The following is a 22,371-nucleotide window of genomic DNA, read 5'->3' as shown; positions in this document are numbered from 1 at the left end:
ACGCGCCGTCACCTGCGCTTTTCGCACCCCGGCAAACGGCCGCCGGGCTGTAAGGGGCAACGCCGTTTTCGCTGCCGCTTCTCCGACGTTGCGGCGGGTTCCTGCTCTTTCCTTACCCGGTGCCGTTTCACCCCTTTGAGTCCTTTCGCCGGGGCTGAGACAAGCACAACCCGTCTTGCCGTCCATGCACTGCTGGCGCACGGCCATAAAAACTTTTTGCCTGGACCCGCAAAAACTTTTCACGTCCGGCATGGACGGCTTCACCGGGCCGTGCTCGTTTACGCCCTTGCGGCGAACGGCTCTCAAACGGGTGAAGGTAACAACCAGCGGAGCAGAGCAGCAGGTCCCCGCAAAACGTCAAAACCGCGGCCCCGGCAACTCAACGGGTGAGGGTTTTAAAACCTTAAAGTCAGAAAAAGGAAAACATTCATGAATACCCGCATCGTTCATTCCATATCGTCCGTTCTGCGTACTGATGGCTTTGTGCGCAATATCCACGCCGCTAACCCGTTCGATGTTATCCGCGCCGATGTGGTGCTTGCGCGCATCGAGAAAGAAGCAGGGCGCTGCTGCGGGATGCACTACGAGCTGTATCAGGCGCGCGTGCTGGGCGATGCGCTGGATTATCTGGATGCGCTGCCGCTGAAAGACCGCCCGGTGCTTATGGGCGCGGCGGCAAAACGCGGGTATCTGCTGACGTTAGCCGAAGAAGAGCACGCGCAGGAAGCCCGTGATGTGCTGATGAGTGAACTGGCGGAAAACGAATAGACAAAAAACGGGTGGCGGAATGTTGCTGCCACCTCTTACCCCCGAAGGAGAAAATCATGCACTTACACCTGACTGAATCCTCAGCCCGTCCGGGAATGCAGGTCACCGCCGAAGCCGAGCGCGAATACTGGCTGAAACGCCAGAAAGCGGCGGTGAAAGCGCCCGCTGAAATCGACGTTCACGCCTTCCACGACGCGCTGGGCCTGATGTACCCGCTCAACTGGTCAACGAGTGATAACGGTGTCTGGGAGACATTCATGCTGCAGGAGATGGTCTGCGGTGACGTGACAGAGATTTACGCCCGCTGCGGAGCCAGATATTTCCGGCTGCGGGATGTGTGCAACCTGAGCCATGCGCAGATTAAAACGCGCATTAAGGAGAAATTTAACCTGTTCCGGAAATGAAAAAAGCAGGGAAAACCCTGCTTCGTCCACGACGCAGAAGCTGGTGAGACAACTTCTGCGTCAATCTTTACACCCGAAAGGAGTCATATATGACGATCTCTATTCTTTCACCTTCCACTGAGGCTGTAAAGCCCCGCCGTCACCAGCGCATTCTGCGCGATGACATCGCCGCGCGGGAGATTGACCCGGCGCTCAAAGCTTTCGGGCGACATATTGCCCGGAGTATTCGCAAGGGGCGCGGCGTCCATATCCCGGCGATGAACAACACTGCTTTCGGGCAGGTGCTCCGCACGCTTGAACTTAAACGCGCATGTAACTGATAAGGTGAGCCGCTCCTTCGGGAGCGGCAACAGCGGAGATAATTGTATGTCACAGCTGAGTTTTGCCGATGTGTTCAACACAGCCAGAGAAACCGCAGACAATCCCCCGGTCGTTCAGGTGAGGACTCAGGTCGCGGAAGAGGTGCCTTCTGTTCAGCGGATGATAAGTGCCCGGTACAGCAGGGACCGCTTTATCCGCGTGTTTAAAGACACGGGCCGCCATCTGGGGCGCTGGGAGGTGTTCAGTGATTTTCTGTCACTGGCCGCCAGTGAACTGGATATGGCCCGCATCAGAACGCCGGAAAGCATTGAGCACTGCCGGAAAATTTGTGCGCGTTATGAGGCATCAGATATCGCGAACATGCAGGAGATGTTCTGCATGATGGTATGCGCACTGGAGGCGAAATTTCACGATTTTCTCGGCGCCATTTTCATGGAGCTTGAACTCGGAGATAACTTTCGCGGGCAGTATTTTACCCCGTATTCGGTCCAGTGCCTGATGGCGCGGATGCTGATGCCGGGCGTCAGGGATACTGTCCGGCGGGAAGGGATAGCCACGGTCAGCGACCCGGCCTGCGGTGCTGCCGGGATGCTGATTGCGTATGCCGAATGCCTGCTTGAAGCGGATATCAACCCTTCCATGCACATGTTCGGCAGCTGCATCGATATCGACCCGGTGGCGGCAGATATGGCCTTCATCCAGCTGTCTCTGCTGGGGATTGCCGCCGAAGTGGTCACGGGCAACACCCTGACAATGCAGTTCCGGCGGGTAAGATACACACCTGTGTACTATCTCAATGACTTTGAAAAACGGCTGGCTGACCTGAACCGGTTCAGGGCGATGCGGGACTTTATACGCGGGATACAGGAAGCTGCGTAAATAACCGGAAGGGCAGGGGATATCCTGCCCGACTGCGGAAAAAAGGCCGCGCACCTGCGGTGCCGGATAATACCGGCTGCGCTACGCGCCGCCCGTATCAGTCAGTCGCGGGTTTCTCTCTTCATTATTATTTATTTGTCACTGTTATATTTCATCCGGCATTCTGCTGTTTATCTCTTCTGGTATTTATCCTTTGCGCTGAAAATAATAAAAACTGGTCCGGGCGTCGTCCCTGGCGGGACACGGCTGTCGTGAACAGAGCCAGCAAGCTGTCTCTGCCCTGCCGGGCTTCCATCCTGACGCAAATTCAACATCGCGCTTACTGCATCCTTGTCAGGATGCGCCGCTTTCACCGTGGCGATAAATACCCGCCACTCTGATGGCCGGAACGTGAATTCGATAAAGACCGAATTGACGCTCCGGGTTGTGTGCATGCTCAGCCCCGCGCTATATCGCCCGACACCATCTTTTCGCGGAGGGCGGCTTTTAGCATCCGCCGTGGCGAAAATAAAGGGGTGTATAAACGCTTCGCGCCCCTTTATTTTCTCCCCGTCGGCTGCAAATTGCCCTTTGCCGCTCAGTGATGAAGTCGAACGATTTAATAAACCGCGAAGGAGTTAACCAGCATGCACACAATTAACGTCAACACCAACGTCAACACCGCCACTCGTGAATCAGACGAACAATTTAAAACTGACAAATATCTGCGTTATGCAGTTACCGATGGCGATGAGCGTCTGGATTTTATCCCGGCACTCTTTTTTACGCCGTCAGCCGATAATATGGCGGCGAGCTGGTTACGCCAGCATTCGGATTACGATGGCGGATTCTGGTCTTACTGGATTATTCCGCAGGGTGTCGGCGGGAATATTACACCGAACCGCATTCAGTTCATCACCACGCAGACCGGGTACATTGCGCCGGAAGGAAAACAGTCTTACAGGATGCGCATCCCCGGCAATTATTTTGACGGTGACGTCAGCGCCGATGCAGCAGGAATTATTGCCACGCTGACGATAATGAACTGGCTGTCGTGGCAGGTGGCGGATATGGGGCCGGAATATGCCCGCGTCTGTAAACATCTGGTTTCCCGTCAGGATGCGCTGAAAGACTATATCAGCATTATTCATCATCCCGAACGGCATTTAATCTGGCGGGCGATTGATTAATCATACATCTGAAAAAAAGACCTCATTCATGAGGTCTTTCGTTTTTAACAGCCCGGGATTGTCCGGCGTTTTTATTTGCCTTGATGGCCCGGTATACAGCTTCAATCTTTCTCGCATAGGCCAGTCGCCGCATCGCCTGTCTGTCCGTTCTGCGGAATCCCGCGTTGTAGGCACCGACCGCCTCCCAGCTGACGCCCCACTTCTTAAACGCCAGCGCCAGATAATACGCACCGGTATAAATATTCAGGCAGGCATCCGTCAGAAGATGTTCCGGTTTAATACCGAACTCCGATAACCGGGCATGGTGCTGCGAATCGATCTGCATCAGTCCGGCACCGTATCCTGTTCCCGGATTTTTACCGATGGCATCAACCACCCATTTCGATTCCTGCCATGAAATAGCCCGGAGCAGATCCGGATCAATCCGGTAATCCCGTCCCGCCATATCAAAACAATCCGTGGCCCATGCAGGCGTGGATATTAATAGCAGGGCAGCAAACGCCAGTTTTTTTCTCAAAAGACTCCCTCCGGGCCGATTCCTGTAAATACGTTAACCCAGACCAGAACCAGACTCAACAAATATGCACTCCTCACCACAAAATCACCACACACTACGCAAAATTAAAATTTTGCAGATTGTATTTTGGAAACAGTGAGTTAAGAAAATAATAATGTGCAGTACATTTTTTTAATGTGTGAAAGGAAGTCGTCAGTGAGTCGCTGACAACTCATCAGCAACTCTCTGACGAGTTGGATTCAACTCATTAATATAGTTTCAATGAGTTATAAAAACTCAACTCTAGACTTAAGTCGTGCAGTAAGTTGCAAAGCAACTTGCCTTGAGTCGCGACTTAAGTCTAGAGTTGTAATCTTATAAAACTCAGGGTATGTTTCATTCGTAATGGTTTTATTGGTGGTGATTTAAATAAGGGAAAGGGAATGGCCAGAGTTCAGGCATATGCCAGTGATGAAGTAGCAGAAAAAATTAACTCAATTGTTGAAAAACGCAGAGCTGAAGGGGCAAAGGAGAAGGATGTCAGCTTTTCTAGTGTCGCCTCAATGCTTCTTGAGCTTGGTTTGCGTGTGTATGAAGCCCAGATGGAACGAAAAGAGTCAGGATTCAATCAGACAGAATTCAATAAGCTGTTGCTTGAAAATGTATTGAAAACTCAATTCACGATATCAAAAGTACTGGCTATCGAATCGCTTAGTCCACATATTAAAGGCGATGAACGTTTTGATTTCAAATCGATGGTTATGAATATCAGGGATGATGCTAAAGAAGTTATGGATGTTTTTTTTCCTGATGTCGAAAGTGAGCGCAATGAATAGGTAAAGGATGTTTCGTATTCTTATTTTATCTTTTCAGTATGATTGTTAAATAAAATAGATTGTGCTTAATTAAGTTCGATATTCAGCATAAAGATCTATCGTTCTTTAGTGACATTCTGCGATCTGAATTATATAATTCAACTGTATTTTAAAATTTGAGCAGCATTGGTGTAGAGAGATTGAGCCTCTCTACACCAACTATCCATAGAAACCTTCTAAGGAGGCACCTATGTGTGCGATGGATCGTAGTAGTGATGAAGGATTAAGTCAATCGGTTAGGGAAACTATTCTCCACATAAAGGCGTTATATAACACATCACCTGTCTCTGTTTGCGTAAGAAATCAACAACGCGATGTACTATATTCAAATACAGCATTTGAACAAATCTATGACTTTTTTAAAACAGAAGGTGTGACAGGCAGTTTCTCAAGCTCATTTAACGAATTGGAGTTGATGCTTTCCCAATTAGAACTTGATTGCATGGTGCTAGGTAAAGGTTGTGTGTTAAGTAAAATCTTTTCGTATGGAAAATCGAATTTTCAAATTCGGATTGAGTGTATCAGTCTTTTGGATGATGATTTTTATTTTTTTTGGCAAATAAATCTTCTGATAACGGTGCTATTATCCAGCCGGAAAATGGAGTTTATAAAATCAAAAGGTAATTCAGATTTTGATGAGGCTATTTCAAGGATAAGTGATTTGAATATCATTCCCCTTTCATTTTATGTACTTGGTTTTAGTTATTTGGATATATCAAGTTATATCTGTGTATCTCAAAAAATTGTAAAAAAAAGAATCGATCGTTCGAAAGAGAAAGTATTGGAGATTTATCCTTCCTTTAGCTCATTTATATCTGATTGTTATAAGACCAGGAAAATATATTTTTTTATTGAGAATGTTTACGAATATATAGTGTTAAAAAGGTGTTAAATAATTTGGGGCTATTTAGCCCCTTTATTTCCTGTGTCTTTCTGTGTAATGATTTGTCTATAAGGTCTCGAATCGGAGAAATTGTGTGTCAAAGCGTTATACCAGTAACGGAAACAAAACTCTTGTTTCCGTTTACCTTGATGACGACACTCATAATGTTTTAGTTAGTGCCAAGAATCGAAGTGGCAGAACTAAATCAACTGAGGTGGCTATGCGCCTTAAAGATCATTTAAAGCGTTTTCCAAACTATATCTTTTCGGAACAGAAAGAGGAGGAAGAAAGGTAAGAGTATAATCAATAAAGTGCAGACGTGATTTTTAACTAACATATACATTTTCTTTAAAGGAAATAAACATGAATGCTGTATTAAGTGTTCAGGACACTGCTGTCTCTGAAGAAACTAAGCCGTCTTTTCTGACCCGCGTTTTCAACAAAAAGAAAGCTCTGAAAGTCGCTAAAGTTGCGCTGCCGGTTGCTGCTGTGGCGGCGTTTTTCCCGGACGCTGCGATGGCCACCACCACCGCAACCGACCTGATGAAGTCCGGTGATACCACGGTCAAGGGTACCTTCGGTAAGTCTTCCAGCGTGGTCAAGTGGGTGGTACTGGCAGAAGTTATCGCAGGTGGCATCATGTACATGATGACCAAGAACGTGAAATTCCTGTTCGGCTTCGCCATTATTTCCACCTTTATCACCATCGGTATGTCGGTCGCCGGTTACTGACAGGGAATAAGTGATGACGGGAGACGAATTAAAGAAATACCGTTTCCCGGAAACACTGACTAACCAGTCCCGCTGGTTTGGTTTATATCTCGATGAACTTATCCCGGCCGTGATATGTCTCGGCTGGGGTTTCTGGACCAGCAAGTTCATATTTGGTATGGCTGCAGCGGCACTGGTTTTCTGGGGTATCAAGAAACTGAAAAAAGGGCGGGGCAGCTCCTGGCTACGCGATCTGATTTACTGGTATCTGCCAACGTCCCTTCTTAAAGGTTTCTTTCATGATGTTCCGGACTCCTGTTTCCGGCAGTGGATTAAATAAATCAACGGGGAAATAACATATGGAACATGGTGCCAGGCAAGATACCACGCGTGTTATCGCCGTGGGGTTTATCTGTCTGGGGACGCTTTTTACCCTCAGTCTTGCGACAAATATCATTCAGGGCATTAATAACTACCGCCTTCAGACAGAACAAAAAGTGGCGGTGACGCCGATGTTATTCAGTGCCCCGTTTGCGGTTTCACAGAATCAGGCCGACGCCTCTTATATTGAACAACTGGGGCTGAGTTTTATTGCGCTTCGCCTTAACGTCACACCGGAAACGGTTGATGCCCAGCATCAGCAGCTGCTCCGGTATGTATTACCGGCCTCGCAGAACAGTCTTAAGGTCCAGCTGGCTGAAGATGCGAAACGAATAAAAGAAAATAATGTTAACGCCACCTTTTATATGACGTCTGTCCGCGCCTGGCCTGCGGAGAACCGCGTTGATATCAGGGGGGAGCTGAAAACATGGATTGGTGATTCGAAACCCTACAGCGAAATTAAAAGTTATGTCATTCAGTTCAGTCGTGTCGACGGTGTCAGCTGGCTGGCGCGTTTCGGAGAAATAAATAATGAAAAAAATTAACCCGTTATTTATTTCAGGCTACCTGTTATTTATGGCGCCAGCTATGTCCGTCACCCTCAGCGGAACGCTGGCCCCGACCGTAGTGCCTCTGACGAACGGCGGGCAGGCTAATATCGCGGTGAGCAACACTGACCCGAATCTCTTCACCGTGCCCGGGGACCGTATCACGGCAATTAACAGCCTCGACGGCGGCCTGACCAACCAGGAGCAGACCGACAGCGGTGGCGCCATTCTCGCGACCGTCAGCAAAAAGCCGTTCACCTTTATCGTGGAAACCGAGCGCGGCCTGAACTTCTCCATACGTGCTGTGCCGCGCGCAGGCGTCGGGAGAACCATTCAACTGGTCAGTGAGCTGACCGGCACTCCCGGGCCGGCGAAAGCCTGGGAAGAGTCGAATCCGTATGAGTCGGTGCTGGTCACCCTGAACCGTGCCGTTCGCCAGGGCAGTGTTCCCGGTGACTATCAGGTGGTCCCGGTCACCTCAGAAACACTCGCGGTATCTGCTGGCCTGCGTGCCACGGCAGAGAGAGTCTGGACAGGGCATCACCTGAAGGTCGTCCGTTACAGTCTGGATAATGTCTCGCTGTCGCCTCGTATGGTGCGTGAGAGCGATTTCTGGCAGCCCGGCACGCGCGCCGTCATGCTCAGTACGCCTGCAGGACCGCTGACCGCCGGTGGCCGGATGCAGGTCTGGGTGACCACCTCTGATGCTGGAGGGAACCGCTGATGGCGAACTTCAACACGCTGATTAAGCGCAAGCAGTACCTCTGGCTGGGGCTCATTCTGGTGGGCGGCGCAGCTGCCGTTGGCGGCGGTCTGTATCTTTCAGAGCTGAACCTGAGCTCTGATGAAGAGGCCCCTGCTCAGGGCGAACCCGCACCGGACATGACCGGGGTGGTCGACAGCAGCTTCAACAGCAAAGTGGAGCAGCATGCCACCACCGAGATGCAGGCCACGGCGGCAGACCTGAACAAGCGATTTGCCTCCCTTCAGGGGGAAGTGGACCTGCTCAGTAAGGCGCGCTCGGCTGACCAGATACGTATCGACAAACTCAGCAATGAGAATGCGGCCATGCAGGAACAGCTGAAGGCACTGGGCGTGAGACCCGCTGTCTCTGGTGGCGAACCCGCGCCGACCCCTCCGTCACCGCCACCCGGTCCGGAAGGGGAGCCGCAGCCAGCCAGCTATCCGCCGCAGTCCGGCGGCGCGGTACCGCCTCCGACGGCATTTTATCCGGGCAACGGCACCACACCACCGCCACAGGTCAGCTACCAGTCTGTACCGGTCCCGAACCAGATACAGCGCAAGACCTTCAGCTACGACAGGGGTAAAAAAGGCCGGGAGCTGCCTTACATTCCATCCGGCAGCTTTGCGAAGAGCATCCTGATTGAAGGGGCTGATGCGAATGCTTCTGTCACGGGTAACGAATCCACGGTGCCGATGCAGCTGCGTGTGGTGGGGCGTGTCGAGATGCCGAACAGCAAAACGTATGACCTGACCGGCTGCTTTGTCGGTCTTGAAGCCTGGGGGGATGTTTCCAGTGAGCGCGCCATCGTTCGTACCCGGAACATCAGCTGTATCAAAGGCGATAAAACCATCGACCAGCCGATAGCCGGGCACGTCTCTTTCATGGGTAAGAACGGGGTGAAAGGGGAAGTCGTGATGCGTAACGGCAAAATCCTCGGCTGGGCCTGGGGTGCTGGCTTTGTTGACGGAATTGGTCAGGGGATGGAACGGGCGTCACAGCCGTCCGTGGGTCTCGGGGCTACGGCGACGGTCGGTGCCGGCGACGTTCTGAAAATGGGGATTGGCGGCGGTGCGTCGAAAGCGGCGCAGACGCTGAGCGAGTACTACATCAAACGTGCCGAGCAGTACCACCCCGTCATTCCGATTGGGGCCGGCAATGAGGTGACGGTGGTCTTTCAGGATGGGTTCCAGCTGAAAACCATTGAGGAGCTGGAGGCGGAAAAGAACGGACAACAACAGGCGCAGAATCAGGAGCCGGTCTCGCAGCCTGAAGCGCAACAGTCAGGCAGCAACCTGAACGGGTTTAACACTGACGAAATGCTGAAAAAGCTGGGCAAGCTGGACCCTCGCCAGTTCTCACCAGGCGGAGAAGTGCAGGGAGAAAATCATGGTTAAGTCCCGCGCCGCTCTCGTTCTGTCCTCGCTGCGCTGGTTCCGCTGGCTGATTCAGCATGCGGTGGTGTATCCGATGGCCACCATGATGCTGCTGATTGTAACAGTGCTGTGGCGTGGTCATATCACGCCCGGTCAGATGCTGGTGAATACCATCGAATCGGTGCAGCGGGAAGGATATGTCATTCACGACTGCACGGGACCCGCTTCGCGCGAAGCACTCAATGGTGATGCGGTGAAGCCATTACTGCCTCCTGTTTTACAGGAAGATTGCTCTTCTTTCAGTACGGATGCGGCAGGGTATGCAGCACATATCGACCAGGGCTACACGAAACACATCCTCTGGCTCTGGTTTCTGATGGCGGTGGTGTTTACGGGTGTCGCGGTGGTTTTCGGCCGTACCCCTGCCAGCAGAACAGGTATCACGTGGGTGAGGGATGCGCGGGGGAATGTTTTTCCCGGATGCAGACCCGGCAAAGGCGCGATATCACCGTTACTGGCCGGATATCAGAAACGCGGTGAGACCATCGTGATTTATGACCCTTCCGCCAGATTCAGCGAGGAAGATAAAAATGAAAACAAAGAGAAATAATCCATACCCCGATGAAACCGGTAATGCGGTTCCGGTCGGGGAGCCTGGTGCAGGAAAAACGGCGTTTTCATCAGAACTGATTTTTGCCCTTTCGGATGTCACTCAGCTTAAGCGTGTTGACGAAGCGATGAGTCCGGGAGAGCGGGATAAATTTGTCCGGACGATTAAGGCAAACACCCTGTTCAGGATGAACCTGAAAAAATAACTGATAAATAGCGAGAAATATCATGAAGGAATTAATGCTGTTAATTCCTCTGGGCAGCGCTTTGCTCTTAACCGGGTGCGCGGGCACAGAGACGGAATTCGAATGTAATGCCACGACATCGGATACCTGTATGACGATGGAGCAGGCGAATGAGAAAGCGAAGGCCCGGGAGGAAAGCGCCGCAAAGCCGGCTGCGGCCGGGTTGCCTCGACTGGCTGACGGCAACTTCCGCACGCTGTCGCAGGTATCGTACCCGCTGCCGCCGCAACCGACCCTCTCTGCAACCGGCACAACTCCAGTGTCAACGGCGGCAGTAAAGCCGGCAGGGATGCTGAGCGCGCCGCTCACTGCCACGCCGGTCAGCCAGACATTTCGTTCACCTGCAACGCTGCCGGGCAATTATCCCCGCCCACTCAGGAAGGGGGAACAGACGGCCTCCCTCTGGATAGCGCCGTATATCGATGCTGAAGACGTCTATCACCAGCCCACCACGGTGTTATTTGTGGTGACGCCATCCGCATGGGGCCAGCCCCGGATTAACTGAATAACGGATTAACGGCATGCCTGCGCCATGAATGGTGCAGCAGGCGCTTTCATATTACCGGCTTTATAACGAGTACCCTGCGCGTTGAAAGGGGAGGGCGGTAGCGTGTCCAGAGAAGGGGACATCGCTCCTTTTTTTAAAATGATGGACAGACTGCGGCTCACCCCGTCAATCAGTCTGACACCGGTGAGGTTTAAATGATGAACGACAATATTGAAGGGCATGACAGAGAAGTCACGTTGCCCCCTGAACAACTTTCCGACTGGTATAAAAAATTAAAGAAGATGGAAAATTCACTGATATTGATCATGATGAAGAGAAGGCAATTTAAAAAAAATTACTTTCACTCAGAAAAACATGATTCTCCACGTGGCACGATTGCAATGGTAAGTAGTGGTCTTGTGATGCTGGCCAGCTGGACTTTTAAAAATAATCTGGGAATATCACCGTTTATCACTCCGATTCTGGGGATTGTAGTGTATTTCCTGACACTTAAGTTTTCAAACGCGCCATCAGACGATAAGGAGAGAATTCTCCATATACTTAACGATTTAAAATTTCCGGCGGAAAGTGAACTCGTAACGTTGTTTTATCCGCCTGATGCAACGCCAGAAATGATTGCAGACAAGATGTTTGAAATTATAAAGAGGGAGCAGGCATTGATTCAGCGCACGCCCGGCTTCCAGTTATCGCCGTCAAAGTAAGTCACCATCTCTCCCTCTGATAATTAACGAGGGGAAACGCAAGGGGAAGCATGTTATGAGTGAACCATTAAAATGGGGCCTCGCACTGGTATTTACGTATACAGTATATGCCCTGGTGTTTTATCCCGGCCATGACACGGTACCGGAAACACTCTCCCGCCACTGGATGAATGACTGCCGATTACTCGAATCGAATATTGACAGAGGTTTTTTATCTCCCGCACAAAACCGGCTTCAGTGTGGTGATGTTATTGAAAATGTCAGCAAGGCTGATTATGACAGCACGGTAAATGGCGGTAAGAAAATAACAACTCTCAAAGCATTACTCGAAGAACTGTTCGGTCGTTAATTTATAAACGGAGACTATAAGGTATGCATACCTTCATTTTTCTGGTGCTGATGACGCCGAGTAACGGCGGCGGGATCTGGAACCTCACTCCTATGCCCAATACGGATGTCTGCCTGAAAATGCTGCGGGCAGTCGAAGCGCGTGGAGGCAGGGGCTACGGAAATAACACAGGGGAGTGCATTGAGGTTAAAACGCGCGAGCCTTTGAACAGTACGATGGAAACGCTGAGCGGAGGCAGTCAATGAGAGCTTACTACCTTGAAGGCGATAATATTGAGTGGCTAATTGGTGTATGCCTGATCCTTTTTGTTATCGGTGTTGTCGGTGCTCTGGCCATGTTTGTTATCCCTGAAAAGATTAATCTGCGAGTCTGCAGAGCTAATGTATTTTTCTTTAGTGCGCTTATGGCAGTGGTGGCGTTTGTCATACTTATCGTCTTTACCAGTCAGTCATTCACGATGGACGAACTGGAGGCCGGGAAACACTGGAAGAACGACTGTAAACTCCTGGAGGTCAACATTCCGACGGGCACATTTACCGAACCTGTTAATAAACTGGATTGTGCCGGCGTCATCATTAACATACCGAAGGTTCAGTATGATGAGTATATCCGCCAGTGGGAGTTATATAAGCGTGCAGGTGAATAGTTATTTCTTTGCCTGAGCGACTATCGGTGCTTATTTGTGTCTGCGATTTAAAAATGGCTTTGCGTGATATACCCACGACCCGCAGCCTGATATTTCTCTGATTTTCTAAAATGTATTAAGGAATGCTCGCATGAGTAATAACATCATGGATACCGTCGCGCAGGCCGTGAACTCGCTGGTCTCTGCGCTGAAGCTGCCCGACGAATCTGCCAAAGCCAATGACACGCTGGGCAGCATGAACTTCCCCCAGTTCAGCCGTATCCTGCCTTACAGGGATTACGACTCTGCGACCGGGCTGTTTATTAATAACAAAACCGTCGGCTATATGTTTGAAGCGCGCCCGCTTCCCGGTGCGGATAAAGATATCGTCTCCACGCTGGAGCATTTACTGCGCAGTAAACTTCCCCGGGGGGTGCCGGTCAGTTTTCATCTGGTATCCAGTAAGCTGGTCGGGAATGATATCGACTACGGCCTGCGTGAATTCCGCTGGAGCGGTACACAGGCTAAAAAGTTCAATGCCATCACCCGCGCCTACTACCTCCGGGCAGCTGAAACACAGTTTCCTCTGCCGGACAATCTGGATTTGCCCCTGACGCTGCGTAACTACCGCGTCTACATCTCCTGCTGCGTGCCCCGCAAGAAGAACTCCACCACGCAAATTGTGGAGCTGGAGAATCAGATTAAAGTGTTGCGGGCATCGCTCGGTGGGGCTTACATCCCGACGCGTATCCTCGATGCAGCCGGGCTGGTCGAGCTGATGCGGGAGCTGATTAACCCGGACCCGCATGAGATGTACCGGGTGCCGTACAAGCTGGACCCGTATCAGGACCTGAACTACCAGTGCGTGGATGACAGCTTTGACATGCAGGTCACGGCCGGTCACCTGAAAATCGGCCGCCTGGGGCGCGACGGGAAAGAGTGCGTGACCCGGGTGACGAACTACCACCTGGAGTGTGACCCGGAAATCGCCTTTCTCTGGACCGCTGCTGACAACTACGCCAACCTGCTGAACCCGGAGCTCTCCATCTCCTGCCCCTTTGTCATCACGCTGACGCTGATGGTCGAGGACCAGGTGAAGACCCAGAACGAAGCCAACCTGAAATTCATGGACGTGGAGAAGAAAAGCAAAACCTCCTACGCGAAGTATTTTCCGAACGTGATAAAGGAGGTGCAGGAGTGGGGCGATATCCGCCAGCGTCTGGCGACCAACCAGACCTCTCTGGTGTCCTACTTCTTTAACATCACCACGTATACCGCCGACAACGCAGAGGCCTCTCTCGCTACCGAACAGCAGGTGCTCAACAGCTATCGTAAGGGCGGCTTTCAGCTTATCCCGGCCCGCTACCATCACCTGCGCAACTTTCTGGCCATGCTGCCGTTCAAGTGCGGGGAAGGCCTGTTCAAAGAGCTGCAGGCGGCAGGTGTGGTGAAGCGGGCTGAGACGTTTCAGGTGGCCAACCTTCTGCCGATTGTCGCTGACAGTCCGCTGGCACCGTCTGGTCTGCTGGCCCCCACCTACCGTAACCAGCTGGCATTCATCGACCTGTTCTACGAGGGAATGAACAACACCAACTTCAACATGGCGGTCTGCGGCACCTCCGGGGCGGGGAAAACCGGTCTGATTCAGCCCCTCATTCGCAGCGTGCTCGACTCCGGCGGTTTTGCCTGGGTGTTCGACATGGGCGACGGCTACAAGTCCCTGTGCGAAAACATGGGTGGCGTGTATCTCGACGGCGACTCGCTGAAGTTTAATCCGTTCGCCAATATTCTCGATGACGCGAACTTTGACCTGTCCGCCGAGCGTATCCGCGACCAGATGTCGGTGATGGCCAGTCCCAACGGCAACCTGGATGAGGTGCACGAAGGTCTGCTCCTGCAGGCGGTCCGGGCGGCCTGGCTGAGCAAGCGCAACAAGGCGCGCATCGATGATGTGGTGGCCTTCCTCCAGAGCGAGAAAAACAGTGAGGAATACGCCGACTCGCCGGGCGTACGCAGCCGTCTCGATGACATGATTATCCTGCTCGACCAGTACACGGTGAACGGGCTGTACGGGGAATACTTCAACTCCGATGAGCCGTCCCTGCACGACGATGCCCGGATGGTGGTTCTTGAACTGGGCGGGCTGGAGTCGCGCCAGTCCCTGCTGGTCGCGGTGATGTTCTCGCTCATCATCTATATCGAGAACCGGATGTACCAGTCTCCCCGCAGCCTGAAAAAACTCAACGTGATTGATGAAGGCTGGCGACTGCTGGACTTCAAAAACGAGAAGGTGGGGACCTTCATTGAGAAGGGTTACCGGACGGCGCGCCGGCATACCGGGGCCTATATCACCATCACCCAGAACATCGTCGACTTCGACTCCCCGACCGCATCGAGCGCTGCACGGGCCGCCTGGGGTAACTCGTCGTACAAGGCCATTCTGAAACAGTCGGCCAAGGAGTTTGCCAAATACAACCAGCTGTACCCCGACCAGTTCAGCAAGCTTGAGAAAGACATGATTAACGGTTTCGGTTCGGCCAAAGAGCAATGGTTCTCCTCTTTTATGCTACAGGTGGAGGCGAACTGCTCCTGGCACCGCCTGTTTGTCGACCCGCTCAGCCGGGCGATGTACTCCTCCAAAGGCCCGGATTTTGAGTACATGAAAGCGCGCCGGGCAGAAGGTGTCGATATTCACGATGCGGTGTACGGACTGGCCTGCCGGAACTTTGACAGGGAGATGGCTGAGCTTGAATCCCGGATATCTGAAAACGACACAGAGGAAAACCGCTGATGGAAGAGAATACAGAGCAACAACCGGAGCAGATGCAACAGCAGCAGAGGCCGGAACAGCAGCAAAACAAAGCGCCATCGCGCACTTTCCGGCGGGTGCTGATCATCACCGCCCTCGTCGTTTTTACCCTGGTCTGCAACGTCATGCTCACGCGGGTAATGCTGACGTACACCACGCCACGGGTGGTGGCCTTCGATATGAAAAAGACGCTCGACAGCTTTATGGACAGCGTCAGCCAGAAGCCGCTGACAGAGGCGCAGTCAAAAGCGCTCTCGGACCGGTTTAACGACGCGCTGGAGAAGAGCCTGGCGGATTATCAGCAGCAACATCATGTGCTCATTCTGGTCTCGCCCGCCGTGGTTCAGGGCGCATCCGATGTGACCCGCACCATTCAGCACGACATTGCCCGCCGGATGAAGGGGGATCGTGAATGACAACACTTCGCGCTTTTCTGCTCGCCGGCTGTCTGCTGTCACCGCTGACGCAGGCTGCTGATCTCGGGACCTGGGGGGATTTATGGCCCGTCCGTGAACAGGACATGTTGCAGCTCATCACGCAGCGTCTGCAGACGCTGCAGACCACAGGAAAGTGGGACCAGACGATGGATGAGTTTAAACAGCGCGTCATTGAAAACAGCCAGCGTCCGGCACCGGTGGAAGGGATTAAGCGGGCAGAGAAGTACGGGCAGCGCTGGTTTGACCCCAGTATCCGCCTGAGCGAAGACCTGAAGGACCATGAGGGGCGGGTGTTTGCCCGCAAGGGAGATGTGGTGAACCCCCTGAAAACCGTGCCGTTTATGCAGACCCTGTACTTTATCAACGGGGATGATGCCGACCAGATAGCGTGGATGAAGCGCCAGGTCCCGGAAACCCTGATGAGCAAGATTATCCTGGTGCGCGGCAGCGTGCCGGACACGTCCGCCGCGCTGGACAGCCGGATTTATTTCGACCAGAACGGCGTCCTGAGTAAGCGTTTCGGGCTGACCACGGTGCCGGCGCGTATCACCCCGGCGCCTTCCGGTGAACGGCTGAATATTGAGACCTTCCCTGTTAAATAAGGATGTTTCTGTGAAAACCCTGACTCTCCTTCTGAGTGCCCTGGCGTTATGGGGGTACAGCCTCAGTGCGGCTGCTGACCCTTCCTGTGAGGGGCGATTTGTTAACCCGATCACCGATGTGTGCTGGCGCTGTATCTTCCCCCTGTCGCTCGGCAGCGTGCAGGTCGGCAAAGGTGACCTGCCGGATACCAGCAATCCCGGCAGCCCCCTGCAGCTCTGCCCGGCTCCGCCACCGCTGTTTGTTCGCCCCGGGCTTGCCATCGGGTACTGGGAGCCCATGGCGATGACGGACGTCAGCCGTTCGCCGGGCTGCATGGTCAATCTCGGTGGCTTCAGCATCAACCTCGGCAAGACCGGTATGGGTACCGCGAAAAAAGACGACAAGCAGGTGAACGGGGCTTTCTATCACGTTCACTGGTACAAATACCCGCTGACCTACTGGCTGAACATCATCACGTCAGCAGGCTGCCTGGAAGGGGGCGATATGGATATCGCGTATCTCTCCGAAATTGACCCGACCTGGGTGGACAGCAGCCTGACCACCATCCTGAATCCGGAAGCCATTCTGTTTGCCAACCCGATTGCGCAGGGCGCCTGTGCTGCTGATGCGATGGCCAGCGCGTTTCATATGCCGCTGGATGTTCTGTTCTGGTGCGCCGGCTCTCAGGGATCGATGTACCCCTTCAGCGGCTGGGTCAGCAACGAGTCCAGTCCGCTGCAGTCATCGTTACTGGTCAGCGAGCGCATGGCCTACAAGCTTCACCGGCAGGGCCAGATTATGGAGAGCATCGGCAAGGACAAGGCAGTCTGCTATGAGTATCCGTCCCCGATTATCCCCAAAGAGCGCTGGCGCTATCAGATGGTGAACATGTACCCCGACAGCGGTCAGTGCCATCCCGTGGGTCGCAGCGTGATGCGCTGGGAAGCGGGGCGAAATCCCCCCAACTCACGAAAGAACTACGGCTATCTGATGTGGCGTAAACGTAACTGCGTCTTCCTCTGACAGGAGTCTCCGATGAAATTTATCAAAGCGATGATAGTGATGGCCTTACTGACCATGAAGGTGTGTGGGGCCATTGGTCCGACAACTGAAGACAGAGCCTGGCTGAAACAGCAGGAGAATTTAAGCGAGCAGCTGCGCCAGCATCCGGACAGACAGCTGCAGCAGGAGCTGGAAGCGCAGATTAAGCGCAATCCACTCAACCGCTCAGACAGCCAGTTTATCGATAATCTTCTGAGCCAGCAGAAAGCAGTGAATCAGGAAAAGCCGACAGAAGGAGCACTGTATTTTGTCTCCTTCTCGATACCGGAAGAGGGACTGAAGCGCATGCTGCATGAAACCCGCCAGTACGGTATTCCGGCGACACTGCGGGGATTAATCAACAACGACATGAAGACCACTACTGACGCGGTGCTGCAGCTGGTAAAGGACGGCGTCACCGACGGTGTTCAAATCGACCCGACATTGTACGCGCAGTACAACATCCGGAGTGTACCGGCCCTGGTGGTCCGGTGCCAGACGGGGTTCGACGTGGTGCGCGGCAATATTCGCCTGAAACAGGCGCTGGAGAAAGTGGCAGAAACAGGTGACTGCGCACAGACGGCCAGAACAATGCTGGGAGGTGTCCGGTGAAAGGTATCCCGCTCATTCTGACACTACACGCCTCTGTCCTTAGTGCTTTCATCTGGCTGGCATCACCGGCCTGTGCTGACAGCGGTACTGATTATAAAGCCGGGTCGGATTTTGCGAAGCAGGTGCAGGGCAGCGGGATTGACTCGCTGAAAAACTTCAGCGGCGAGCAAAACCTGCCGGGGTATACCGACAGCCCGGACCAGACAAAATACTACGGCGGCGTCACCGCCAGCGGAGACAGCGCCCTGAAAGGTGACTCGGCCTCTGAGTTCAGTCAGGGCGAGACCGGTAAAACCATTACGGAGTCATTCACGAACCGGCCTCCGGACCTGGTTTCCCCGGAGGCACCGTTTATTCAGTCGGCAAAAGACATCGAATCCCGGGCGGATACGATTGTCGGGGATACCGGACAGGCCTGTACGGCACAGGTAGTGAACCGCAGTGAATTCGCGAACCACACCTGTGAACGCGACCTGCAGGTCGAGCAGTACTGCATGCGGACGGCGATTATTACCGGTCACTATAACGATACGACGACGACAGAGGTGTACAGCGTGGCGCTGAAGGATGCCTGGCAGGAGGGCGACCAGGTGAAAGTCCGCTTCACCTTCGGTGTGACAGGGACGCTTATTCATGCAGAGGCGCAGTATTTCATTACCAGCCTGCCGAATTATGCGCCACCGGGGCAGGCAAGGACGCTCTATGCCCTTGGCGGTTCGGTTCGTGTGGAAGGGGGGCGGGAGTGGAAAACCCTTTCCGGTGGCGGTTATCAGGTTGTGGAGGGCCGGGATGAGATTATGACCATTAAGCTGCATGACAGCTATTCGGTCAGCTACTTCGCCGGCATACTGGCCCGGAATCTCCGCTCCGGTTACATCACGCTGAACATCCGCGCCACAATGCAGGTCGCCTCAAAAGAGTGGGAGCCTGACATCACCTGGGTTGAGAACTGCGCCTTTAACAAAGATGAAGGAAACAAAACATCGTCAGAATGTACTGAGCCGGGAAGCACGAAAGAGGTCTGGCAGGACGGGAAAGCGTACCCGGTTTATCAGGCCTGCTGGGCTTACAGGGACACGTACATTACTCAGCCTGCAGATTTTGGTGCCTGTCAGTCTCTGATGGATAACAAAGCCTGCACCCTGTCATCCCGCCAGTGCGCCTTTTACAGTGAGGACGGAAGCGGGACCTGTCTTCATGAGTACGCCACGTTCTCCTGTGAGACGCGGACCAGCGGGAAGCAGATGATTTGCGGCGGGGATGTGTTCTGTCTCGATGGCGAATGCGATAAGGCGGCCTCCGGGAAGAATAATGATTTTAGTCAGGCAGTCTCCGAACTGGCCGCCCTGGCGGCAGCCGGTAAGGACGTGGCTGAGATGGACGGCGTGAATGTCAGGGCCTTCACCGGCAACGCGAAATACTGCAAAAAGTTCGCCGCCGGATTCAGTAACTGCTGCAAGGACAGCGGCTGGGGCCAGGATGTGGGGCTGGCGCGCTGCAGCGGCGAAGATAAGGCGCTCGCGAAAGCCAAAGCCAACAAGCTGACCATCAGCATCGGGGAGTTTTGTTCGAAAAAAGTCCTGGGTGTCTGTCTGGAGAAAAAGCGCAGCTACTGTCAGTTTGATTCAAAACTGGCGCAGATTGTTCAGCAGCAGGGACGTAACGGCCAGCTGCATATCGGATTTGGTGGAGCGAAAAGCCCGGACTGTCGGGGTATCAGCGTGGACGAGCTTCAGCGTATTAACTTTGACCAGCTGGATTTCACGAACTTCATGGAGGATTTAATGAAGAACCAGTCTATTCCTGAGAACTCAGCGCTGACAGAAAAAACGAAAGAACGCATTAAAGAGCTTCTCACACAGTCTTCTGCAAAGTAACCCCTCTTTAATAACATACATATCTAAAGGTGATTAAATGGCCGCGTCATTCATGGTGGTTGTTCTGCTTGTGGTCTTTCTTTTTATTCCGACTGGTATTGCTTTATGCATGTCAGGCCGCAGTCTGCTCCTGATATTCCTGGGTGCCCTGACGTGCCAGGCCGCTGTTGCCGTTGCGTTTGCAGGACTGTCTGCACGGGGCTGGTCTGAGTCGATGGGGATGGGGGCGGCATCACTCATTTTCTACGTTATCGGGCTTCACAAAACTGACGGTGTAAAACAGAATACTCGTAACGGGAGAGAAAAGAATGAAAGTTAATTTTTACAAACATCATGCCGTCGATTTTTCTCTGAGACTGACGCTGACGGTAATTATTGTTTCACCGGTGCTGTACTTTTCATGTGATGCCGTCAAAGGAACATCAGGCAGTGATTATATCCTGAGCGTTATCTTTATTCTCTGCATGGGCGGTGTCGGGCTTATGAATTATCTGTTTTTTTCGGCGCTGGCCAGACTTTTACAGAAGGGAAAATGAAGGAGCAGGGATGGAAGAGAGAAAATCGTATGTAATGGTGATGCTGTTTGTCAGCGTGTTTGTTGTTTTTCTGGTGAGCATCATGTCTTACAGCCTGTGGCGGGACAAACAGATTAGTGCGTTCAGGACGACCAATCGCTCCTGGGGTATCCAGTGTGACCGGATTTCTCAGGCCGCCTGGGTGGTGAAAGCGGGTGAGCGGGTCGATTTAGAAATGTACCATCTTTTTTTGTATTGCGAGGGCGACCATTTTGTCGGGCGCGATGATGCCGGCAGACGTTCCATCACTCTCGATAAATACATCGTCTATCAGTACATCTCACTCCAGCCACACTGATTAAAACAGGTCGTTATCATGCGAAAAATACACACCGCCCTTCTGGCGGGGTGCCTTTGCTGCACCCTGTTGCCGGCTTTCGCCAAAGACGCAGGCTGGCAGTGGTACAACGAGAAGCTGAGGCCCCGGGATACTGACAAGCCACCGGTTCCGGCTACACCGCCACTGCAAATGGATATTCTCCAGAAGCAGGCCGCCCTGCAGCAGGCGACGAAGAAAGCGCTGGCGGAAGCCATTATGTACCCCTCAGTACCGGCCTTTGTGAAGTACTTCCGTCTGCAGAACTACTGGACGCAGCAGGCCAGCCTGTTCTCGATGAGCGCAAAGAAAGCCATGCTGGCGCACCCGGAGCTCGATTACAACCTGCAGTACAGCCACTACAACGGCACGGTAAAAAACCAGCTGGCCGCTGATTATGCCGAACAGCGCCGGGCCATCTCCACCCTCGCGCAGCATTTTGGCGTGATGTTCTTTTACCGGGGCCGCGAAGCCATCGACGGCCAGCTGGTCCAGGTGATTCAGAACTTCCGCGAAACCTATGGCCTGAGCGTGATACCGGTGTCAGTTGACGGTGTCATTAACCCCATGCTGCCCGACAGCCGGATGGACCAGGGACAGGCCGCACAACTTGGCGTGAAGTACTTTCCCGCCATGATGCTGGTCGACCCGAAAAGCGGGCAGGTGAAGCCGCTCAGTTATGGATTCATCAGCCAGGACGACCTGGCGAAACAGTTCCTCTATGTCTCCAGCGACTTTAAACCCAATTTTTAAGGAATGAGTGATGCGAAAGATTCGTTTTCCCGATTTAGACATTACCGGGATGTGGGTGCTGACCGTGGGCGTATTTTTCCACCTCATCGCCCGGCTCGTCAGAAAGCAGCCTGAGCTGGCCGTGCAGGCCGGAGAAATCTTCGGGCTGGGCATGGTGGTGTTCGGCGGGTACCGCATTCTCAACGCCCTCATCGCTGAAGCTGAAAAGGAGGAGAAGGCCCGTGAAAAACAGCCTGAAGAACACAACTAAAACAGCCGCAACGGTGACCCTGCTCCTGGCCCTTTCCGGCATGGCGCAGGCGGGCACACTCGACGAGGTGAAGTCGCTCTGGGACCCGCAGGGTATCTCCAGAATGGCGTCTTCTCCCTCACAGAATGAAGCCTCCCGTGCAGTGACTACATCCTCTCAGCCCTGCTGGTTCCGGCTCAGCAACGGCAGGCAGGTGGACCTGCGGGACTGGAAAGTGGTGTTGTTCATGCAGGGGAAGTGCCCGTACTGCCATAAGTTTGACCCGGTCCTGAAGCAACTGGCCGGGCAGTACGGTTTCTCTGTCTTCCCTTACACCATTGACGGGCAGGGCGATGAGGCCTTTCCGGAGGCGCTCCCGGTACCGCCTGAGGTGATGCAGACCTTTTTTCCCAATATCCCGGTGGCCACGCCGACCACGTTTCTGGTCAACGTGAATACGCTGGCGGCATATCCGGTACTGCAGGGTGCCACGGATGCGCAGGGCTTTATGGCACGAGTCGATACGGTGTTTCAGATGATGAAGTAACAA

General features: G+C 53.1%; 33 protein-coding genes and 1 pseudogene. 32 read left to right on the top strand and 2 right to left on the bottom strand.

Annotated elements, in window-relative coordinates; all coding sequences use genetic code 11:
• Positions 1 to 252: pseudogene (locus ABLV12_RS21865) on the bottom strand (hypothetical protein); the annotation flags it as partial.
• Between the two features lie 177 nt (positions 253 to 429).
• Here ABLV12_RS21865 and ABLV12_RS21860 point away from each other — a divergent pair.
• From ABLV12_RS21860 to ABLV12_RS21840, 5 genes are all read left to right on the top strand, one after another.
• Complete coding sequence (locus tag ABLV12_RS21860; RefSeq protein WP_348867358.1) at positions 430 to 768, top strand: hypothetical protein; 339 nt, start codon at positions 430 to 432, stop codon at positions 766 to 768.
• A 56-nt stretch (positions 769 to 824) separates the two neighbouring features.
• Positions 825 to 1,172 (top strand): hypothetical protein, encoded by a 348-nt coding sequence (locus ABLV12_RS21855; protein ID WP_348867357.1) that lies wholly within the window; start codon positions 825 to 827, stop codon positions 1,170 to 1,172.
• Positions 1,173 to 1,261: 89 nt separating this feature from the next.
• Positions 1,262 to 1,492, top strand: a complete 231-nt coding sequence (locus ABLV12_RS21850) for a hypothetical protein (protein ID WP_020314756.1) — start codon at positions 1,262 to 1,264, stop codon at positions 1,490 to 1,492.
• Between the two features lie 46 nt (positions 1,493 to 1,538).
• Positions 1,539 to 2,372: an N-6 DNA methylase gene (locus ABLV12_RS21845; RefSeq protein ID WP_348867356.1), complete on the top strand. Its 834-nt coding sequence runs from the start codon at positions 1,539 to 1,541 to the stop codon at positions 2,370 to 2,372.
• Between the two features lie 626 nt (positions 2,373 to 2,998).
• The gene (locus ABLV12_RS21840; RefSeq protein WP_319382016.1) at positions 2,999 to 3,541 is read left to right on the top strand and encodes an antirestriction protein; all 543 of its coding nucleotides are present in this window, start codon (positions 2,999 to 3,001) and stop codon (positions 3,539 to 3,541) included.
• Between the two features lie 22 nt (positions 3,542 to 3,563).
• Here the strand turns inward: ABLV12_RS21840 and ABLV12_RS21835 are convergent, their stop codons facing one another.
• Positions 3,564 to 3,986 carry a transglycosylase SLT domain-containing protein gene (locus ABLV12_RS21835; protein WP_239605204.1) on the bottom strand — a complete coding sequence of 141 codons (423 nt, stop codon included), beginning with the start codon at positions 3,984 to 3,986 and terminating at the stop codon, positions 3,564 to 3,566.
• A gap of 494 nt (positions 3,987 to 4,480) precedes the next feature.
• Here ABLV12_RS21835 and traM point away from each other — a divergent pair, with 494 nt between their 5' ends.
• From traM to trbB, 27 genes are all read left to right on the top strand, one after another.
• Positions 4,481 to 4,873 carry a conjugal transfer relaxosome DNA-binding protein TraM gene (traM, locus tag ABLV12_RS21830; RefSeq protein WP_224239675.1) on the top strand — a complete coding sequence of 131 codons (393 nt, stop codon included), beginning with the start codon at positions 4,481 to 4,483 and terminating at the stop codon, positions 4,871 to 4,873.
• Positions 4,874 to 5,102: 229 nt separating this feature from the next.
• Positions 5,103 to 5,804 (top strand): hypothetical protein, encoded by a 702-nt coding sequence (locus ABLV12_RS21825; protein WP_224239676.1) that lies wholly within the window; start codon positions 5,103 to 5,105, stop codon positions 5,802 to 5,804.
• Positions 5,805 to 5,889: 85 nt separating this feature from the next.
• Positions 5,890 to 6,090, top strand: coding sequence for a TraY domain-containing protein (locus ABLV12_RS21820; protein ID WP_200093172.1), 201 nt, complete (start codon positions 5,890 to 5,892; stop codon positions 6,088 to 6,090).
• 68 nt (positions 6,091 to 6,158) lie between these two features.
• Positions 6,159 to 6,527, top strand: coding sequence for a type IV conjugative transfer system pilin TraA (gene traA / locus ABLV12_RS21815; RefSeq protein ID WP_195440705.1), 369 nt, complete (start codon positions 6,159 to 6,161; stop codon positions 6,525 to 6,527).
• 13 nt (positions 6,528 to 6,540) lie between these two features.
• Complete coding sequence (gene traL, locus ABLV12_RS21810; protein ID WP_020323523.1) at positions 6,541 to 6,846, top strand: type IV conjugative transfer system protein TraL; 306 nt, start codon at positions 6,541 to 6,543, stop codon at positions 6,844 to 6,846.
• Between the two features lie 19 nt (positions 6,847 to 6,865).
• Positions 6,866 to 7,432, top strand: coding sequence for a type IV conjugative transfer system protein TraE (gene traE, locus ABLV12_RS21805; protein WP_020323527.1), 567 nt, complete (start codon positions 6,866 to 6,868; stop codon positions 7,430 to 7,432).
• Positions 7,419 to 8,159 carry a type-F conjugative transfer system secretin TraK gene (traK, locus tag ABLV12_RS21800; protein WP_348867355.1) on the top strand — a complete coding sequence of 247 codons (741 nt, stop codon included), beginning with the start codon at positions 7,419 to 7,421 and terminating at the stop codon, positions 8,157 to 8,159. The genes traE and traK overlap by 14 nt, the downstream gene beginning before the upstream one ends.
• A complete protein-coding gene (gene traB, locus ABLV12_RS21795) occupies positions 8,159 to 9,574 on the top strand; it encodes an F-type conjugal transfer pilus assembly protein TraB (protein ID WP_348867354.1) in 1,416 nt (471 codons plus the stop codon). The genes traK and traB overlap by 1 nt, the downstream gene beginning before the upstream one ends.
• Entirely contained in the window at positions 9,567 to 10,163 is a 597-nt protein-coding gene (locus ABLV12_RS21790; protein ID WP_348867353.1) for a conjugal transfer protein TraP, read from the top strand. The genes traB and ABLV12_RS21790 overlap by 8 nt, the downstream gene beginning before the upstream one ends.
• On the top strand, positions 10,144 to 10,368 hold the full coding sequence (locus ABLV12_RS21785) for a hypothetical protein (RefSeq protein WP_348867352.1): 225 nt from the start codon (positions 10,144 to 10,146) through the stop codon (positions 10,366 to 10,368). The genes ABLV12_RS21790 and ABLV12_RS21785 overlap by 20 nt, the downstream gene beginning before the upstream one ends.
• A 22-nt stretch (positions 10,369 to 10,390) precedes the next feature.
• A complete protein-coding gene (gene traV, locus ABLV12_RS21780) occupies positions 10,391 to 10,912 on the top strand; it encodes a type IV conjugative transfer system lipoprotein TraV (RefSeq protein WP_348867351.1) in 522 nt (173 codons plus the stop codon).
• Between the two features lie 197 nt (positions 10,913 to 11,109).
• Entirely contained in the window at positions 11,110 to 11,616 is a 507-nt protein-coding gene (locus ABLV12_RS21775) for a hypothetical protein (protein WP_348867350.1), read from the top strand.
• A 55-nt stretch (positions 11,617 to 11,671) separates the two neighbouring features.
• Complete coding sequence (locus tag ABLV12_RS21770) at positions 11,672 to 11,965, top strand: hypothetical protein (protein WP_348867349.1); 294 nt, start codon at positions 11,672 to 11,674, stop codon at positions 11,963 to 11,965.
• 23 nt (positions 11,966 to 11,988) lie between these two features.
• Positions 11,989 to 12,210 carry a hypothetical protein gene (locus tag ABLV12_RS21765; protein ID WP_154904992.1) on the top strand — a complete coding sequence of 74 codons (222 nt, stop codon included), beginning with the start codon at positions 11,989 to 11,991 and terminating at the stop codon, positions 12,208 to 12,210.
• On the top strand, positions 12,207 to 12,611 hold the full coding sequence (locus ABLV12_RS21760; RefSeq protein ID WP_348867348.1) for a hypothetical protein: 405 nt from the start codon (positions 12,207 to 12,209) through the stop codon (positions 12,609 to 12,611). Before ABLV12_RS21765 ends, ABLV12_RS21760 begins: the two co-directional genes overlap by 4 nt.
• 130 nt (positions 12,612 to 12,741) lie before the next feature.
• Positions 12,742 to 15,381, top strand: coding sequence for a type IV secretion system protein TraC (traC, locus tag ABLV12_RS21755; protein WP_348867347.1), 2,640 nt, complete (start codon positions 12,742 to 12,744; stop codon positions 15,379 to 15,381).
• A 32-nt stretch (positions 15,382 to 15,413) separates the two neighbouring features.
• The gene (trbI, locus tag ABLV12_RS21750; protein ID WP_348867360.1) at positions 15,414 to 15,815 is read left to right on the top strand and encodes a type-F conjugative transfer system protein TrbI; all 402 of its coding nucleotides are present in this window, start codon (positions 15,414 to 15,416) and stop codon (positions 15,813 to 15,815) included.
• Positions 15,812 to 16,438 carry a type-F conjugative transfer system protein TraW gene (traW, locus tag ABLV12_RS21745; protein WP_064381376.1) on the top strand — a complete coding sequence of 209 codons (627 nt, stop codon included), beginning with the start codon at positions 15,812 to 15,814 and terminating at the stop codon, positions 16,436 to 16,438. Before trbI ends, traW begins: the two co-directional genes overlap by 4 nt.
• A gap of 19 nt (positions 16,439 to 16,457) precedes the next feature.
• Entirely contained in the window at positions 16,458 to 17,441 is a 984-nt protein-coding gene (traU, locus tag ABLV12_RS21740; RefSeq protein ID WP_177342975.1) for a conjugal transfer pilus assembly protein TraU, read from the top strand.
• A gap of 12 nt (positions 17,442 to 17,453) precedes the next feature.
• Positions 17,454 to 18,071 carry a type-F conjugative transfer system pilin assembly protein TrbC gene (gene trbC / locus ABLV12_RS21735; RefSeq protein ID WP_064381378.1) on the top strand — a complete coding sequence of 206 codons (618 nt, stop codon included), beginning with the start codon at positions 17,454 to 17,456 and terminating at the stop codon, positions 18,069 to 18,071.
• Complete coding sequence (traN, locus tag ABLV12_RS21730; protein WP_348867346.1) at positions 18,068 to 19,948, top strand: type-F conjugative transfer system mating-pair stabilization protein TraN; 1,881 nt, start codon at positions 18,068 to 18,070, stop codon at positions 19,946 to 19,948. The genes trbC and traN overlap by 4 nt, the downstream gene beginning before the upstream one ends.
• 37 nt (positions 19,949 to 19,985) lie before the next feature.
• Positions 19,986 to 20,267 carry a hypothetical protein gene (locus tag ABLV12_RS21725; protein ID WP_348867345.1) on the top strand — a complete coding sequence of 94 codons (282 nt, stop codon included), beginning with the start codon at positions 19,986 to 19,988 and terminating at the stop codon, positions 20,265 to 20,267.
• Positions 20,257 to 20,484 (top strand): conjugal transfer protein TrbE, encoded by a 228-nt coding sequence (locus ABLV12_RS21720; RefSeq protein WP_224239688.1) that lies wholly within the window; start codon positions 20,257 to 20,259, stop codon positions 20,482 to 20,484. The genes ABLV12_RS21725 and ABLV12_RS21720 overlap by 11 nt, the downstream gene beginning before the upstream one ends.
• Before the next feature lie 10 nt (positions 20,485 to 20,494).
• Positions 20,495 to 20,821 (top strand): hypothetical protein, encoded by a 327-nt coding sequence (locus ABLV12_RS21715; protein ID WP_224239689.1) that lies wholly within the window; start codon positions 20,495 to 20,497, stop codon positions 20,819 to 20,821.
• An 18-nt stretch (positions 20,822 to 20,839) separates the two neighbouring features.
• Positions 20,840 to 21,592, top strand: a complete 753-nt coding sequence (traF, locus tag ABLV12_RS21710; RefSeq protein ID WP_224239690.1) for a type-F conjugative transfer system pilin assembly protein TraF — start codon at positions 20,840 to 20,842, stop codon at positions 21,590 to 21,592.
• Between the two features lie 10 nt (positions 21,593 to 21,602).
• Entirely contained in the window at positions 21,603 to 21,842 is a 240-nt protein-coding gene (gene traQ, locus ABLV12_RS21705) for a type-F conjugative transfer system pilin chaperone TraQ (protein WP_224239691.1), read from the top strand.
• Entirely contained in the window at positions 21,814 to 22,368 is a 555-nt protein-coding gene (gene trbB / locus ABLV12_RS21700; protein WP_348867344.1) for a type-F conjugative transfer system pilin assembly thiol-disulfide isomerase TrbB, read from the top strand. Before traQ ends, trbB begins: the two co-directional genes overlap by 29 nt.
• Positions 22,369 to 22,371 lie beyond the last annotated feature (3 nt).

Source organism: Klebsiella sp. CN_Kp100, from assembly GCF_040065315.1.
Classification (GTDB): domain Bacteria; phylum Pseudomonadota; class Gammaproteobacteria; order Enterobacterales; family Enterobacteriaceae; genus Klebsiella; species Klebsiella oxytoca.
This window is presented reverse-complemented; position numbering and strand designations above follow the sequence as displayed.

Coding starts and splice junctions, on each gene's coding strand:
- ABLV12_RS21860 (WP_348867358.1), top strand. CDS start 430: ATGAATACCCGCATCGTTCATTCCATATCGTCCGTTCTGCGTACTGAT.
- ABLV12_RS21855 (WP_348867357.1), top strand. CDS start 825: ATGCACTTACACCTGACTGAATCCTCAGCCCGTCCGGGAATGCAGGTC.
- ABLV12_RS21850 (WP_020314756.1), top strand. CDS start 1,262: ATGACGATCTCTATTCTTTCACCTTCCACTGAGGCTGTAAAGCCCCGC.
- ABLV12_RS21845 (WP_348867356.1), top strand. CDS start 1,539: ATGTCACAGCTGAGTTTTGCCGATGTGTTCAACACAGCCAGAGAAACC.
- ABLV12_RS21840 (WP_319382016.1), top strand. CDS start 2,999: ATGCACACAATTAACGTCAACACCAACGTCAACACCGCCACTCGTGAA.
- ABLV12_RS21835 (WP_239605204.1), bottom strand. CDS start 3,986: ATGGCGGGACGGGATTACCGGATTGATCCGGATCTGCTCCGGGCTATT.
- traM (WP_224239675.1), top strand. CDS start 4,481: ATGGCCAGAGTTCAGGCATATGCCAGTGATGAAGTAGCAGAAAAAATT.
- ABLV12_RS21825 (WP_224239676.1), top strand. CDS start 5,103: ATGTGTGCGATGGATCGTAGTAGTGATGAAGGATTAAGTCAATCGGTT.
- traA (WP_195440705.1), top strand. CDS start 6,159: ATGAATGCTGTATTAAGTGTTCAGGACACTGCTGTCTCTGAAGAAACT.
- traL (WP_020323523.1), top strand. CDS start 6,541: ATGACGGGAGACGAATTAAAGAAATACCGTTTCCCGGAAACACTGACT.
- traE (WP_020323527.1), top strand. CDS start 6,866: ATGGAACATGGTGCCAGGCAAGATACCACGCGTGTTATCGCCGTGGGG.
- traK (WP_348867355.1), top strand. CDS start 7,419: ATGAAAAAAATTAACCCGTTATTTATTTCAGGCTACCTGTTATTTATG.
- traB (WP_348867354.1), top strand. CDS start 8,159: ATGGCGAACTTCAACACGCTGATTAAGCGCAAGCAGTACCTCTGGCTG.
- ABLV12_RS21790 (WP_348867353.1), top strand. CDS start 9,567: ATGGTTAAGTCCCGCGCCGCTCTCGTTCTGTCCTCGCTGCGCTGGTTC.
- ABLV12_RS21785 (WP_348867352.1), top strand. CDS start 10,144: ATGAAAACAAAGAGAAATAATCCATACCCCGATGAAACCGGTAATGCG.
- traV (WP_348867351.1), top strand. CDS start 10,391: ATGAAGGAATTAATGCTGTTAATTCCTCTGGGCAGCGCTTTGCTCTTA.
- ABLV12_RS21775 (WP_348867350.1), top strand. CDS start 11,110: ATGATGAACGACAATATTGAAGGGCATGACAGAGAAGTCACGTTGCCC.
- ABLV12_RS21770 (WP_348867349.1), top strand. CDS start 11,672: ATGAGTGAACCATTAAAATGGGGCCTCGCACTGGTATTTACGTATACA.
- ABLV12_RS21765 (WP_154904992.1), top strand. CDS start 11,989: ATGCATACCTTCATTTTTCTGGTGCTGATGACGCCGAGTAACGGCGGC.
- ABLV12_RS21760 (WP_348867348.1), top strand. CDS start 12,207: ATGAGAGCTTACTACCTTGAAGGCGATAATATTGAGTGGCTAATTGGT.
- traC (WP_348867347.1), top strand. CDS start 12,742: ATGAGTAATAACATCATGGATACCGTCGCGCAGGCCGTGAACTCGCTG.
- trbI (WP_348867360.1), top strand. CDS start 15,414: ATGCAACAGCAGCAGAGGCCGGAACAGCAGCAAAACAAAGCGCCATCG.
- traW (WP_064381376.1), top strand. CDS start 15,812: ATGACAACACTTCGCGCTTTTCTGCTCGCCGGCTGTCTGCTGTCACCG.
- trbC (WP_064381378.1), top strand. CDS start 17,454: ATGAAATTTATCAAAGCGATGATAGTGATGGCCTTACTGACCATGAAG.
- ABLV12_RS21725 (WP_348867345.1), top strand. CDS start 19,986: ATGGCCGCGTCATTCATGGTGGTTGTTCTGCTTGTGGTCTTTCTTTTT.
- ABLV12_RS21720 (WP_224239688.1), top strand. CDS start 20,257: ATGAAAGTTAATTTTTACAAACATCATGCCGTCGATTTTTCTCTGAGA.
- ABLV12_RS21715 (WP_224239689.1), top strand. CDS start 20,495: ATGGAAGAGAGAAAATCGTATGTAATGGTGATGCTGTTTGTCAGCGTG.
- traF (WP_224239690.1), top strand. CDS start 20,840: ATGCGAAAAATACACACCGCCCTTCTGGCGGGGTGCCTTTGCTGCACC.
- traQ (WP_224239691.1), top strand. CDS start 21,603: ATGCGAAAGATTCGTTTTCCCGATTTAGACATTACCGGGATGTGGGTG.